At 48.5% G+C, this 13,513-nt stretch carries 12 protein-coding genes; all 12 read left to right on the top strand.

Features of this window, described 5'->3' with window-relative positions:
* The first annotated feature begins 9 nt into the window (after positions 1-9).
* On the top strand, positions 10-1,626 hold the full coding sequence (locus tag FND36_15610; GenBank protein ID QDW75344.1) for a response regulator: 1,617 nt from the start codon (positions 10-12) through the stop codon (positions 1,624-1,626).
* A gap of 153 nt (positions 1,627-1,779) precedes the next feature.
* Positions 1,780-2,388: an SIS domain-containing protein gene (locus FND36_15605; GenBank protein QDW75343.1), complete on the top strand. Its 609-nt coding sequence runs from the start codon at positions 1,780-1,782 to the stop codon at positions 2,386-2,388.
* A 2-nt stretch (positions 2,389-2,390) separates the two neighbouring features.
* Positions 2,391-3,440, top strand: a complete 1,050-nt coding sequence (locus FND36_15600; protein QDW75342.1) for a zinc-binding dehydrogenase — start codon at positions 2,391-2,393, stop codon at positions 3,438-3,440.
* Between the two features lie 30 nt (positions 3,441-3,470).
* The gene (locus tag FND36_15595; GenBank protein ID QDW75341.1) at positions 3,471-4,769 is read left to right on the top strand and encodes an NAD(P)-dependent oxidoreductase; all 1,299 of its coding nucleotides are present in this window, start codon (positions 3,471-3,473) and stop codon (positions 4,767-4,769) included.
* A gap of 39 nt (positions 4,770-4,808) precedes the next feature.
* Positions 4,809-6,221 (top strand): fucose isomerase, encoded by a 1,413-nt coding sequence (locus FND36_15590; GenBank protein ID QDW75340.1) that lies wholly within the window; start codon positions 4,809-4,811, stop codon positions 6,219-6,221.
* Positions 6,178-7,758, top strand: a complete 1,581-nt coding sequence (locus FND36_15585) for a hypothetical protein (protein ID QDW75339.1) — start codon at positions 6,178-6,180, stop codon at positions 7,756-7,758. The genes FND36_15590 and FND36_15585 overlap by 44 nt, the downstream gene beginning before the upstream one ends.
* Positions 7,759-7,762: 4 nt before the next feature.
* Positions 7,763-8,647, top strand: a complete 885-nt coding sequence (locus tag FND36_15580) for a MurR/RpiR family transcriptional regulator (GenBank protein ID QDW75338.1) — start codon at positions 7,763-7,765, stop codon at positions 8,645-8,647.
* Positions 8,648-8,812: 165 nt separating this feature from the next.
* Positions 8,813-9,598: a class II aldolase/adducin family protein gene (locus FND36_15575; protein ID QDW75337.1), complete on the top strand. Its 786-nt coding sequence runs from the start codon at positions 8,813-8,815 to the stop codon at positions 9,596-9,598.
* Between the two features lie 3 nt (positions 9,599-9,601).
* Positions 9,602-9,907, top strand: coding sequence for an ethanolamine utilization protein EutN (locus FND36_15570; GenBank protein QDW75336.1), 306 nt, complete (start codon positions 9,602-9,604; stop codon positions 9,905-9,907).
* Complete coding sequence (locus FND36_15565) at positions 9,904-11,310, top strand: aldehyde dehydrogenase EutE (GenBank protein QDW75335.1); 1,407 nt, start codon at positions 9,904-9,906, stop codon at positions 11,308-11,310. The genes FND36_15570 and FND36_15565 overlap by 4 nt, the downstream gene beginning before the upstream one ends.
* A gap of 9 nt (positions 11,311-11,319) precedes the next feature.
* The gene (locus FND36_15560; GenBank protein ID QDW75334.1) at positions 11,320-11,967 is read left to right on the top strand and encodes a phosphate propanoyltransferase; all 648 of its coding nucleotides are present in this window, start codon (positions 11,320-11,322) and stop codon (positions 11,965-11,967) included.
* Positions 11,968-11,970: 3 nt separating this feature from the next.
* A complete protein-coding gene (locus tag FND36_15555) occupies positions 11,971-13,509 on the top strand; it encodes a carbohydrate kinase (protein ID QDW75333.1) in 1,539 nt (512 codons plus the stop codon).
* Positions 13,510-13,513 lie beyond the last annotated feature (4 nt).

The following is a 13,513-nucleotide window of genomic DNA, read 5'->3' as shown; positions in this document are numbered from 1 at the left end:
AGGGAAAGTATGTATACAGCATTAGTGATTGATGATGAAGAGATTATACGCAGGGGAATCGTACGGAAGCTGGAACGGTTTTTCCCGGATATTGAGACGGCGCCGGCACAGGAAAATGCTATCGAGGCGCTGCATTATATCCAGACACATCCAGTGGATATCGTATTTGTAGACATTCGGATGCCCATGCTGGATGGACTGGAATTTATCAAGCGGGCAAGACAGCACTGCTCCACACTTCAATTCGTTATTGTAAGCGGATATACCAGCTTTGAGTATGCAAAAGAGGCCATCCATCTGGGAGTAAAGGATTATCTTCTGAAGCCCATCGATAATCAGGAATTTCAGGGTGTAGTACATCGGATCATTGGAGAATTAGAGCAAAAAGAATCCAACTTGAAAAATGAAAACCAGGTGAAGGCCCAGGCGGAAGAGGGGAGATTTCAGAAAAAGAACCGTTATCTGACAGAGTTGATCCGGGTGGATTCCACTATGGATACAGTAGAGCTTTTAAAAGACCTGGAGGGTCTGGATATTCATTTTCCCTACTCCCATTTCCGGACGGTAGTCATTTTGGTGCAGAATATCCGGACAGTGCCGGAATTTGAAGATGTATCCGGACAATATATTCTTCAGTTCGCGGTCTGCAATATTATGAATGAGATATTTATGAACTGTGGCTGCCGGATTTTTGCTCACGAGAAGAAGGAGAACCAGTTTATCGCTATTTTAAATACCGAGACATCTCTTGCCAGTCACTTCCTTTTGGAGAAGACGAAGTATTTGGTAGAAGTTCTGAAGAATATTTATGGGATGCAGGTATTTGCCGGAATTGGAGGGGAGGTAGACTGTCCGGAAGATATCTGTGTCAGCTACACCCAGGCCCAGGAAAGCGCGCTTCAAGGCCTGGTCCTGGCAGACCAGACGGTGGGGATCCACCAGAAGAGAACAGGCAGAAACACTAAGCTCCAGTTTTTAAATGAATTTGAGAAGAATATCTTGGAAGGTTATCTGAAGTCACAGAATCAAAAAGGAATCGCTGAGTTTATCCAGAGACTTCTGGAAGATTGTAAAAAGGAAGGGGTCGGATATGCTAACATCCGCATCCTCTGTTTTGATATCTATATGTTGGTGGTCAAGATGCTGCAGGAAAAGGGGCTGCACGCGGAATGGGCTATGGGTATGTTCGATGAAATGGAAGAGAAGATCGAGAAGGGAGTAAACCTGCGGGATGTAGAGAAATTCCTGACCGACAATCTGATAGAGGTGAGCGGTCAGTTTGACACTCATAAGAAGAGCAGCGGCAAGGCGTTGATAGAAGAAATCCGCGAATATGTAGACAGTCATTACAGCAAGGACATCAGCTTGGGAAGTATTGCGGGCAAGTTCTATATTAATGCCAGTTATTTAAGTCAACTCTTCAAAAAGGAGATGAATATTAAATTTATTGACTACATTACAAAGATTCGTCTTGAAAAAGCGATCGAGCTGCTCAAAGACACGAGCCTGACTGTTAATGAGATTGCGGAGGCGGTAGGATATAAAGATGCCAGGTACTTTCGGGAGATTTTTGTCAAGCATATGGGAAAGACTCCTTCTCAGTATAGAAAGACAGGGGAAAGCTAAAAAAATTATTCGGAAGTCCTAAAAAACCTCCCGCTTAAAAAAAGCATTTGCTGTGGTAAATTGGTGGACATAGAAATATGTCTGCCAATTTTTTTGCAAAATATGTTTCGTTTTTTGAAAGAAAAAATGAAAAAAAGGAGGTGTCTCTTGGCGATGGAGCAGAGGGAAATCATTCAGGAAATAAGAAGGACTATTCAAATGGAAGCCAATGCGGTGAAAACCCTTTTGGATACCGTAGACATGGAAAAAGCCGCAATAGTGGCAGAGAAGATCGGAACAATGAAAGGAAAGGTGGTGGCCGCAGGCTGCGGTACTTCCGCAATGGGGGCAAAGAAGATTGTACACTCACTGAACTGTATCGAGCGTCCGGCAGTGTTTCTCACACCATCTGATGCAGTACATGGAGGACTTGGGGTTTTGCAGAAGGATGATATCCTGATTCTTATCAGTAAGGGAGGGAATACAGGAGAACTGACGCAGCTGATTCCAGCCTGCCGGACGAAGGGGGCTTATCTGATTGGCGTAACAGAGCAGGAGGACTCGCTGATCGGCCAAGAGGCGGATCTGTGCCTGAAGATTAAAGTGGAGCGGGAACCATGCCGTTTTAATATGCTGGCTACCGCCAGTACCATGGCAGTGGTATCTGTCTTCGATGCCATCTGTATTGCGCTTATGACGTACACCAATTATACGAAAGAGCAGTTTGCTGTGATCCATCCAAAAGGGGCGGTGGGAGAACGGCTGCTGAAGAAGGAGAACTGACAATGGGAAAAATGATGAAGGCGGCAGTATTTAAAGGAATCGGGAAAATGGAGATTGAGGAGAAAGAGATTCCCCAATGCCCGAAAGGCGGAATTCTGGTGAAGGTGATCGCCTGTGGAATCTGTGGAGGCGACATCCGCAACTTCCGCAATGGACTGCGCAATGGAGCAACGGACCAGATTATGGGACACGAGATTGGCGGAGAAGTGGTGGAGGTATCCGGCGAAGATACCGGACGGAAGGTAGGCGACCGGGTGGCGGTTGGACCGGATGTAAGCTGCGGGAAATGCTACTACTGCAGGAAAGGCATGGTAAATCTGTGCAATGACCATCGAATGCTGGGAACACACTTTCCGGGCGGTTTTGCCCAGTATATTGCCTTGCCAAGATTTGTGCTGGAGCGGGGATTTGTGGAACCGATCCCGGAAGGGATGAGTTATGACCACGCGGCGTTTGCGGAGCCGGTATCTGGTGTGCTGGCATGCCAGGAAAGGGCGGGCATTTCTTACGGGGATACAGTGGTGGTCATCGGAGATGGACCGGTAGGCTGTCTGCATATGGAGGCGGCGAAGGCAAGAGGCGCGTCTCTTATCATTATGCTGGCAAGAGGACGGATCGAGCAGGCGCGAAAGTTTGGATTTGAGCATCTGATCTATAATAAGGATCCAGAGGAAGCAACAAGAAAGGTAAAAGAGCTGACGGGACCTGGGGCGGACGTTGTAATCTGTGCGGTGCCCAATGCGGCGGCTCAGCAGCAGGCTCTGGAATTGGTGAAAAAACGAGGACAGATCATTATCTACGGAGGGGTGCCAAAGAACAGTCCCATGACAACACTGGATTCCAATAAGATCCATTATGATGAGATCGTGATTACGGGATCCTTTTCCTATCCATCTGTCGGCATTGAGAACGCGTTAAAGGCGATGCACAGAAGGGATATCCATACGGAAAAATATTTAAGTGCCAAGGTCCCGCTGGATCGGATCGTGGAGGGAATGGACATGGTAACACGGGGAGAAGCGCTAAAGGTGCTGGTAGATCCCTGGGCATAGATCATTCATTAAGAAAGAAGGGAAAAGAAAATGTATGAGATTGACACAAAACTGGAAGAGTTGGAGAAGGCCGGGACGCCCATCCGTATAGCGCTGATCGGCGCCGGGCAGATGGGCAAGGATATTGTGGCTCAGATTGAGGGGATGAAAGGGATTACTTGCGACATTGTGGTAGATGTGGAGACAGAGATCGCAAGAGACGCCTATATCCAAGCCAGGTGTGCGGAAGAGGTGGCGGAAGCAGCCAGTCAGGAAGAGGTGGAGGAGGCGCTTGCGGCTGGGAAAAAGGTGGTGGCCACCGACTATCGAATTGCGGTGCGCGCTTCAAAAATCACGAATGTGATCGATGCGACAGGTTCTCCGGAGATGGGCGCAAGGATTACGATGGAATGTATCTTCCAGAAAAAGCATATTGTCATGATGAATGTGGAGTGCGATATCACCATTGGGCCGCTGCTGCGTAAGATGTGCGAGCAGGCAGGAATTGTCTATTCTTTGACGGCGGGAGACGAGCCGGGATCTATCATAGAAGTATATCGGTTTGCTAAAGCTCTGGGATTTGAGGTGGTAGCCGCTGGAAAGGGAAAGAATAACCCTCTGGATATTTATGCGAATCCAGGGATGGCGGAGTGGAAGGAAAAGGCAGAAAAGCGGGAGATGAATCCTCGGATGCTGATTGAGTTCGTGGACGGCTCTAAGACGATGATCGAGATGTGCGCAGTGTCTAACGCGACTGGATTAAGGCCGGATATTCGAGGAATGCATGGGCCGAAATGTAATGTGAAGGATTTGGCGAAGGTCTTTTCCCGCAAGGATCAAGGGGGGATTCTGGACCATACGGGGGTGGTGGATTTTGGTATCGGGGATATCAATCCCGGCGTTTTTGTGATCGTGACCACAGATAACCAGCGAATCATAGACGGACTGGTACAAAGAGATATGGGAGAGGGACCAAACTATCTGCTGTACCGTCCCTATCACTTGTGTTCCATTGAGACTCCGATCACCGCGGTGCAGGCAGCAGTCTATGGGGAATCAACGGCCTACCCGATGGATCATCTGACTTCCGAATGTATCACTGTCGCGAAGAAAGATTTGAAAGCGGGGGAAATTCTGGACGCGATTGGCGAATACTGCTACCGGGCTTCTATTGAACTGGCAGATGTGGCAAGCGAGGGAAACATGCTTCCGGTAGGATTGGCCAAAGGGGCAAGACTGAAAGTGGATGTCAAAAAGGATCAGGTGATCACCTACGAAATGGTGGAGTTGAATGAGAATTCTGTCCTGCTGCAGCTGCGGCGGATGCAGGATCAGCTCCTGGGGAAATAAGGGAGATAAAAAACAGTATATGAAGAAGGGAGAATGTATATGAATAACAAAGTATTGATCGGGTACGCGCCGACTAGAAGACGAATCTTCAGTGTGGAGGATGCGCTGAAGTATAAGAAGCTGATTGCTGAAAAACTGAAAGAATGGGATGTGGACTTTATCGACATCGAGGATGTCAATGAAGAGGGACTGCTGCGCTGCGCGGAGGATGTGGAGCCTGTGATCGACAAGTTTAAAGCGGCCAAGGTGGATGCGTTATTTATTCCCCATTGTAATTTCGGGTCTGAGCATAGCTGTGGGAAAGTGGCCAGAGCCTTGAATGTGCCGGTCCTTCTCTGGGGGCCGAGGGATGAAGCGCCGGAAGCGGACGGAAGCCGCTTGAGGGACACCCAGTGCGGTCTGTTCGCAACGGGCAAAGTTTTGCGCCGGATGCAGGTGCCGTTTACTTATATTCCAAACTGCCGGGTAGAGGATGAGCAGTTTGAGCGAGGATTCAAAAATTTTGTGGCCGCGGCAAATGTAGTCAAAGAATTCCGGAGAGGACGAATACTGCAGATTGATACCCGGCCTGCGGATTTCTGGACCATGATGGTCAATGAAGGAGAGCTCTTGGAGAAATTTGGCATACAGATATTCCCGATCACAATGGTAGAATTTGCTGATAAGGTAAAAGAACTAGAAGCATCAGATTCTAAGGACGTAGAGAAGACCATCGCCTATATCCATGAGCATATGGAAGTTTGTATCCCGGAAGAATCCGTGCGCCGGGTGGCGTGCCTGAAGGTGGCTATGAGGTACTTTGCGGATATAAATCAGTGCAATGCCATTGCGATCCAGTGCTGGGACGCGCTTCAGCAGGCGCTTCAGGTGATGCCTTGCTGCGCTAACGCCCTTCTGACCGATGAAGGCCTTCCGGTGGTATGTGAGACCGATATCCATGGAGCTATTACAGCGATCATGGTACAAGCAGCCGGCATGGGAAAGACGCCAAGCTTTTTCGTGGACTGGTCTGTAAGACATCCGGAGAATGAGAATGGAGAACTTTTGCAGCATTGCGGCCCTTGGCCCTTGTCCCTGGCGAAGGAAACACCGAAGCTGGCCAGACCTTTTGCCTTCCCGGAGCATTGCCCCGGATCAGTAGTGGCAGAGATGAAGCCGGGTGAGATTTCTATTCTGCGGTTTGACGGAGATAACGGAGAGTACGGAATGTTGATGGGACAGGCAAAGACGATCAAAGGGCCGGCTACGGTGGGGACTTATGCTTGGGTAGAAATCCCAAACTGGCCGAAAGTAGAGACAATGATCGTAAAAGGTCCTTATGTACATCATGGCGTGGGAATCCACGGGAACGTACTTCCGGTTATTTATGAAGCCTTGAACTATATACCGGGAATCCGGGCGGATTTCTATGATGAAGAACAAGAGAAAGCAACGAAGGACTTTTATTATTAATAAAAAGAAGGACAAAGAAAGAAGAGGTGGCAGGATGCTGCTGGGAATTGACGTAGGGACAACGGGAGCTAAGGCGATGCTTTTCGCGCCGGACGGGAAGGCGTTAGGATACGCTTTCCAGGAATATGGAATCCAGTATACGAAAGAAGGATACGCCCAACAGGACGCCGAGAAGGTCTGGGAAATCACGAAGCGGGTGATACAAAAGGCGGTCAAGGAAGCGGCCATGCCGATAAAGGCTGTCTCGCTGTCTGTTCAGGGCGATGCGGTGATTGCTGTCGACCGAAACCGTCATGCAATCAGCAGCGCCCATTTAGGAATGGACTATCGAGGGCAGGAGGAAGCTCGCCAATGCGGGGAAGATCTAGGCGAGAAATGGATCTTCCAAAAGACCGGAATGAGACCCCATCCTATGAATTTCTTTATTAAAATCCTGTGGATCCAAAAGCATGATCCGAATCTATATGAGAGAACCTGGAAATTTGTTACTTATGCGGATTTTTTGCTGGGAAAGCTGGGAAGTGATGACATTGTCGTTGATTATACCATGGCGAGCCGGACCCAGGCGTTTGAATTAAAAGAAAAAGTATGGTCTAAGGAGATCCTTGGCGCTTATGGGATTTCCGAGGAAAAGCTGGGTAGGCCGGTTCCCTCAGGAACAGTAGTAGGAAAGATCCGCCGGGAGTTGGCGGAAGAACTGGGAATCAGCCAAGATGCGCTGCTGGTGGCGGGTGGCCACGATCAGGTCTGCGCCGCCATCGGGGCGGGCATCACTTACAAGGGAATGGCGCTTGATTCCCATGGGACTGCGGAAGTCCTTTCCACAGTTCTTGAAGAGCCTAAGTTAAACGATGTAATGTTCAAGGGGTATTATCCATGCTATATCCATGGGCTTCCGGGACAATATTTCACATTTGCGTTGAACCATACTGGCGGAGCGCTGCTGAAATGGTTTGTGGAGGGATTCTGTCAGAAGGACCGTGAACTGGCAGAGAAAGGAGGAGGAGAAGTCTATGACTATCTGATCTCGCGGATGCCGGAGGGAGTTGCTCCCGTGGTGGTACTTCCTTATCTGAATGGAAGCGGAACGCCAGCCTGTGATCTGGAGATGAAGGGCGGGATTCTGGGACTTACTATGGCAACAGACCGTTTTGATATCGGGAAAGGAATATTAGAAGCTCTGGCTTTTGAGATGCGTTGGAATTTGGCGGAAATGAGGAAAGCGGGAGTACAGATCACAGATATCCGCTGTGTAGGAGGGGGCGCCAGATCGTCTGAGGGCCTGCAGCTGAAAGCAGATATTATGGGAGTCCCTGTTGCATCCTTAAAAATCCGAGAGGCAGCCTGTTTTGGGGCTGCGATTCTGGCTGGAAAAGGATTAGAAATTTATCGCGGGATAAAAGAAGTTGGAGGATTGGTCCAGGTCAAAGAGATATTTGAACCCTGCCTGCCGCGACACAAAGCATATGAAAGCCGATACCATCTTTACCGGGAATTGTATGACAGTCTGCGCCAGGCGATGTATGACCTGACATAAGAGAATGATGAGTGAGAAGAGCAAATTGCCGCATCGGATACAAATTAAGATTGAAGCTGTCTATGACACATTAAAGAGCGCTGAACGGAGAGCGGCAGACTATCTTCTGGCGCACCCAGAGACGGCGGCCCAAGAGACTTTGCGGGAAATTTCCGGGAAAGCGGGGAGCAGCATGGCAACCTTTGTGCGTTTGGCTAAGAAATTAGGCTATCAGGGTTATCAGGATCTAAAGGAAGACTGTGGAGCGGTATATTGGGGAAAGACTGGAGGAAGCGGCCAGCTTTTGGAGTATGAGTCGATCAAGAGCCGGGATGACAGTCGGACAGTGATTCAGAAAGTATTCCAGGCCGCCATTCAGGCGCTGGAGGATACCCGAGATCTGAACGGTATGGGGGAACCTTTTGAAAGGAGCGTGAGACAGCTGGAGACAGCCGGAAAGATCTTGGTGCTGGGAGCCGGCGACGCTTATATTACAGCATACTCTGCTTGTCTGAAGTTTTCCAGGATCGGACTGAATGTAAATTGTCCGGCAGACTATGATGTCCAGCTCCTGGAAGCTTCTAAGTTAAAAGAAGGGGATGTGCTTCTTTTGATTTCCCATTCAGGAGATACCCGGACGCTTTATGAAACAGCACAGATTGCCAGGGAACGGCAGGCATTTCTTATAATAATAACTAATTATCCTCTGTCGCCTCTTGCCAAGATTGCTGATGAAGTGCTTCTGACAGCGGCATTCTTAAAGAACCCCTATAATGAAACAATGGCAAAAAGGATTCCCCAGTTGTGTATTGTAGAGGCTCTCTATATCAGTTTGCTCCAGAAGGAGGATGGCCCTTATGGAAGATGTCTGGAGCAAGCCAACCGAGAATTAGAACGAAATAAACGATGAGATCTTCTAAAAAAAGTCTGTGATTTTTCTAAAAAAAAACCGGCTTAGAAGAGAAAATGAAAATGCTAAAATGTGAGTGTAAAAGCAAAAAGAAATTTTTATGCTCGTGTTTTAGCATTTTTTTGATAGAAAACCTGGAAGAAATTCCTTGGAGATTTCTATAGAATGAGACAGAAATGGGGCGGAAGGATGTATCAGACACAGGAACAATATAAAAGAGACATTGTAGAAGTAGGAAAGCTTCTCTATGAAAAGGGGCTTCTGGTGGGAACAGATGGAAATATCAGTATCCGTGTGGGAGAAAACGAGATACTGATCACGGCCTCTGGATTCTGTAAGGGGAAACTGGAGACAAAGCATATTACGAAAGTGGATCTTGAAGGGAAGGTATTAAGCGGCATGAAGCCTGCGAGAGATATTCGAATGCATCTGGCAGTCTATCGGGAAAAACCAGAGATCAAGGCGGTGGTCCATGCGCATCCTCCGGTTACCACGGGTTATGCTATGTCAGAGATTTCTTTTGACAAGGTGGCGCTGCCGGAGGTGCTCTTTGCTCTTCAGGGGATTGCCGTGACCGGTTATACGACACCCACTACGATTGAAGTGCCGCGGGAAGTGGCTCGCGTCCTGAAGGAGAATCCGGACAGCAGGACCATTCTTCTTGCCAATCACGGGGCGCTGACCATGAGTACGGATGTATATGATGCTTTTTATAAGATGGAAACTTTGGAAATGTTTACAAAGGCCAACTTGGTGTCCCGTTTAATAGGACATACCCGTTATCTGAATGCCAGCCAGATGGAAAAAGTCAATCGTCTGATCAAAGGGGAAGCGCCAGACTCAGTGATTGATCCGAGCGAGCCGGAAGAAATGCGGGGAACAGTAGGAACCGATGTGGTAGAAGCTGTGGTGTCAGAGGTTCTCCATCGGCTGAAAAGTGACAGGTGGTAAGAGATGATCGTTGGAAAAGTGACGGGAACTGTGGTTTGCACACAGAAGGATAAAGGACTGCAGGGGCAGAAAATGCTGGTAGTTCAGCCGGTGAATATAGAGAATTTGAAAAGCAGCGGCGGCAAGATGGTGGCGCTGGATTCAGTGGGAGCGGGGGAAGGAGAATTGGTAGTCGTAGTTGGAGGAAGTTCCGCGAGAATGGCGGAAGGATATTCATCCACGCCGGTGGACTACTGCATTATTGGGATTGTGGATTCTATTGAAGTCAATGGAAAAATGGTAGTTGAAGAAAGGAGAGGATCCGTATGAACCAGCAGGAGATTGAACAAATGGTGGCACAGGTCATGGCCCGGCTGCAGACCGGGCCAGACATGGGGATTCAGGATATAGAAACGCAGGAGGGAATCTTCGACGAAGTAGATGCGGCAGTGTCGGCAGCGAGCAAAGCGCAGAAGGCATTGACAGAACTTAAGCTGGAAGAGCGAGAGAAGATAATTCGAGCTATGCGCCAGGCTGTAGAAGAAAATGTAGAATTGATCGCAAAGACAGCTGTAGAGGAAACAGGACTAGGAAGGTATGAAGATAAGGTGAAGAAGAATCTTTTGGCGGCCCGGAAGACGCCCGGGACAGAAGATATCTGTCCCAGAGCCTGTACCGGAGATTATGGATTTACCTTGGAGGAGCGGGCGCCTTATGGAGTAATCGGTTCGATCACGCCCTCTACCAATCCCAGTGAGACGGTAATCTGCAATGGCATTGGAATGATCGCGGCAGGAAACGCGGTGGTGTTTAACAGCCATCCGGGAGCAAAAAAGGTGACCCGCTTGACAATTGAACTTTTGAACCGGGCCATTCGGGGAGCGGGAGGCCCTCCTAATCTTCTTTGCGGAGTGGAGAATCCCACTATAGAGACGGGAGATCAGCTTATGCATCATCCAGGAGTCCGTATTCTGGTAGTAACGGGAGGACCAGGCATCGTAAAGGCGGCTATGAATTCGGGGAAAAAGGTGATCGGCGCCGGCCCAGGGAATCCTCCGGTAGTGGTGGACGAGACGGCGGATATTCCCAAGGCGGCGAAGGACATTGTGGACGGAGCTTCTTTTGACAATAATGTGCTGTGTATTGCGGAGAAAGAGGTGTTCGTAGTCCGGGAGAAGGCGCGGGAATTGGTAACGGAGATGATAAAACAGGGAGCTTATCTCTTGAAAGAAGAAGAACTGGAACGTTTGATGCCAAAGATTGCTCAGGAGAAGAACGGACGTCTGGCGGTAAACCGCCGATATGTAGGAAAAGATGCCGGGAAGATCTTAGAGGCTATTGGGCTGAAAGTGGATGACCGGTGTCGGCTGGCTGTTGCGGTGACAGGTCCGGAACATCCGCTGGTGTATCTTGAACAGCTAATGCCCGTGCTTCCTGTAGTGCCTGTCCGGGATGTGGAAGAGGCGATCATGTATGCCTGCGAGGCGGAGGCGGGCTGTTATCATACGGCTATGATGCACTCCATGAATGTGGAGCATCTTTCTAAGATGGCCAAAGCGGCTAACACCAGTATTTTTGTAAAAAATGCGCCGTCCTACGCAGGACTTGGCATGGAGGGCGAAGGCCATGCGACTTTTACGATTGCTTCGCCAACGGGTGAAGGACTGACTTCGCCGATTAGTTTTACCAGACAAAGACGCTGTGTGTTAAAGGACCAGTTTCGGATTGTGTGAGGCAGACTTATGAGGGAGACAGAACAGATAGACAGAAGAGAGGTTGAGAAGATTGTAAAACAAGTCCTGGCGCAGGGAACGGTACCGGTAGGAGTTTCCAACCGGCATGTGCACCTGAGCCGGGAGCATCTGGAAATCCTATTTGGAAAGGGATATCAGCTGCAAAAGCTTAAAGATCTTTCTCAGCCAGGACAGTTTGCGGCCAAAGAATGTGTCACATTGATCGGACAGAAGAGTACGATTCAGAATGTACGTATTTTGGGACCGGAGCGGGAACGGTCTCAAGTGGAACTTCTGATGAGCGATACATATGCCCTTGGTATTCGCGCGGTGGTTCGGGAATCGGGGAACCTGGCTGGGAGTGAGAGTATTTATATCGCAGGGCCTAAGGGGTTTGTCTTTTTGGAAGAAGGGGCAATCGTAGCGAAGCGTCACATCCATATGACTCCAGAGGAAGCGCGCGGAAGAGGGCTGAAAGATAAGGATAGAGTCCGGGTACGGCTTGGCAGGGAGCGGGCGGTAGTCTTGGAAGAAACGGTAGTAAGAGTAAGTCCGGAATTTCAGACAGAACTTCACATCGATATTGACGAAGCGAATTCCTGTGAGGCGAAGAATGGGATGATAGCGGAAATATTGACAGAGTTTGGAAGGAGATAACACATGGGAAATTATTTTATGGGAATGGATTACGGAACAGGCGGATGCAAAGTCTGCATCATTGATGAGAATGCGGATGTGATGGCCTATGCCTACCGACAGTACGAGATCATTACCAATCAGGAGGATTATTCGGAACACAATGTGCAGGACTACTGGCCGGCCACCTGCAGTATGATCAAAGAATGTATTAAGAAAGCGGGAATCCAGGCGGATGAAATACGCGGGATCGGGACGTCTTCCGCTTTACCTTCTTTAGTGATGGTAGATCAGGAAGGGGAGCCTGTACATAACGCCTATAATCTGATGGACCGCAGGGCAAAAAAGCAGGAGGACTGGCTGAAACAGACGATAGGGGCAGATAAGATTTTTGACTTGACTGGTAATCAGATAGAGGATCATCCAATCCTGGTCAATCTGCTTTGGGAGAAAGAAAATCGGCCGGAGGATTATAAGAGGATTTATAAAGCACTTACTATCGATGGCTATATTCGAATGAAGCTGACTGGAAAGATGACCGCACATCATTCCGCTGGAACCTTTTACGGCGTGGCGTATGATCTTTTGGAAAATCGTTTTGATGAAACTATGCTGAACCGTCTGGGAATATCAAAAGACATACTGCCAGATTTTTACCGCTGTGAAGACGTGGTGGGAGAAGTGACCGAGAAGGCGGCAAAAGAATCAGGTCTGGTACCCGGCATCGAGGTGGCCGGAGGCCAAGTGGACTGCAATGCCGGGTGGATTGGAGCAGGAGCCATAGAAGTAGGCGATGTGCAGATGAATCTGGGAACTTGCGGAAATATTGGTATCATCCGTAATACAAAAGAAAAGTTCAAAGATATGTTTAACTTTCAGTATACCACAGATTGTCTGAATACTTATATTACTGTGACGACTACCCAGACAGGCGGACAGTCTTTACGGTATCTGAAAGAAAATTTTTCCCAAGTGGAGACGGCTATGGAAGGGCTGATCAAAGGGTATGACGCATTTGATTATTTGAATATGGAGGCAGAACAGATTCCGCCGGGAAGCGAGGGTCTGGTAGCGCTTCCCTATTTGATGGGCGAGCGGACTCCAATCTGGGACAATGATGCCAGGGGAGTAATCTTCGGATTGTCTCTTTACCATACTAAGGCCCATGTGGTCCGGGCTATGATGGAAGGGGTTGCTTATGCCCTGTATGATTCTTTTGTCATTTTAAAAGAAAGTGGCATAAAGATAAATTACCCGCTGGTCATGAATGAAGGCGGGGCAAAGAGCAAATTGTGGAGAAGGATCATTACAGATGTTCTGAATGTGCCGACGGTGTTTGTAAAAAACCGGGTTGGAGCGCCCTACGGAGATGCGCTTCTGGCAGCAGTAGCTACGGGATATCTTAAAGATTTTGGTATTGCCAAAGAAAAAGCGGAGTACGTAGATCCTATGGAGCCGATATCAGAAAATCATGAGATCTATATGAAATATTTTGCTCTTTATAAAGATCTTTATAAGCATGTGAAAGAAGATTTTAAAACCCTAAGAGAATTAAGAAAGTAGGAGG

Source organism: Lachnospiraceae bacterium KGMB03038 (assembly GCA_007361935.1).
GTDB lineage: Bacteria > Bacillota > Clostridia > Lachnospirales > Lachnospiraceae > Massilistercora.
This window is presented reverse-complemented; position numbering and strand designations above follow the sequence as displayed.

What these genes read in the sequence shown, in the direction of transcription:
- FND36_15610 (QDW75344.1), top strand. Translation starts at nt 10, where the DNA reads ATGTATACAGCATTAGTGATTGATGATGAAGAGATTATACGCAGGGGA.
- FND36_15605 (QDW75343.1), top strand. Translation starts at nt 1,780, where the DNA reads ATGGAGCAGAGGGAAATCATTCAGGAAATAAGAAGGACTATTCAAATG.
- FND36_15600 (QDW75342.1), top strand. Translation starts at nt 2,391, where the DNA reads ATGGGAAAAATGATGAAGGCGGCAGTATTTAAAGGAATCGGGAAAATG.
- FND36_15595 (QDW75341.1), top strand. Translation starts at nt 3,471, where the DNA reads ATGTATGAGATTGACACAAAACTGGAAGAGTTGGAGAAGGCCGGGACG.
- FND36_15590 (QDW75340.1), top strand. Translation starts at nt 4,809, where the DNA reads ATGAATAACAAAGTATTGATCGGGTACGCGCCGACTAGAAGACGAATC.
- FND36_15585 (QDW75339.1), top strand. Translation starts at nt 6,178, where the DNA reads ATGATGAAGAACAAGAGAAAGCAACGAAGGACTTTTATTATTAATAAA.
- FND36_15580 (QDW75338.1), top strand. Translation starts at nt 7,763, where the DNA reads ATGATGAGTGAGAAGAGCAAATTGCCGCATCGGATACAAATTAAGATT.
- FND36_15575 (QDW75337.1), top strand. Translation starts at nt 8,813, where the DNA reads ATGAGACAGAAATGGGGCGGAAGGATGTATCAGACACAGGAACAATAT.
- FND36_15570 (QDW75336.1), top strand. Translation starts at nt 9,602, where the DNA reads ATGATCGTTGGAAAAGTGACGGGAACTGTGGTTTGCACACAGAAGGAT.
- FND36_15565 (QDW75335.1), top strand. Translation starts at nt 9,904, where the DNA reads ATGAACCAGCAGGAGATTGAACAAATGGTGGCACAGGTCATGGCCCGG.
- FND36_15560 (QDW75334.1), top strand. Translation starts at nt 11,320, where the DNA reads ATGAGGGAGACAGAACAGATAGACAGAAGAGAGGTTGAGAAGATTGTA.
- FND36_15555 (QDW75333.1), top strand. Translation starts at nt 11,971, where the DNA reads ATGGGAAATTATTTTATGGGAATGGATTACGGAACAGGCGGATGCAAA.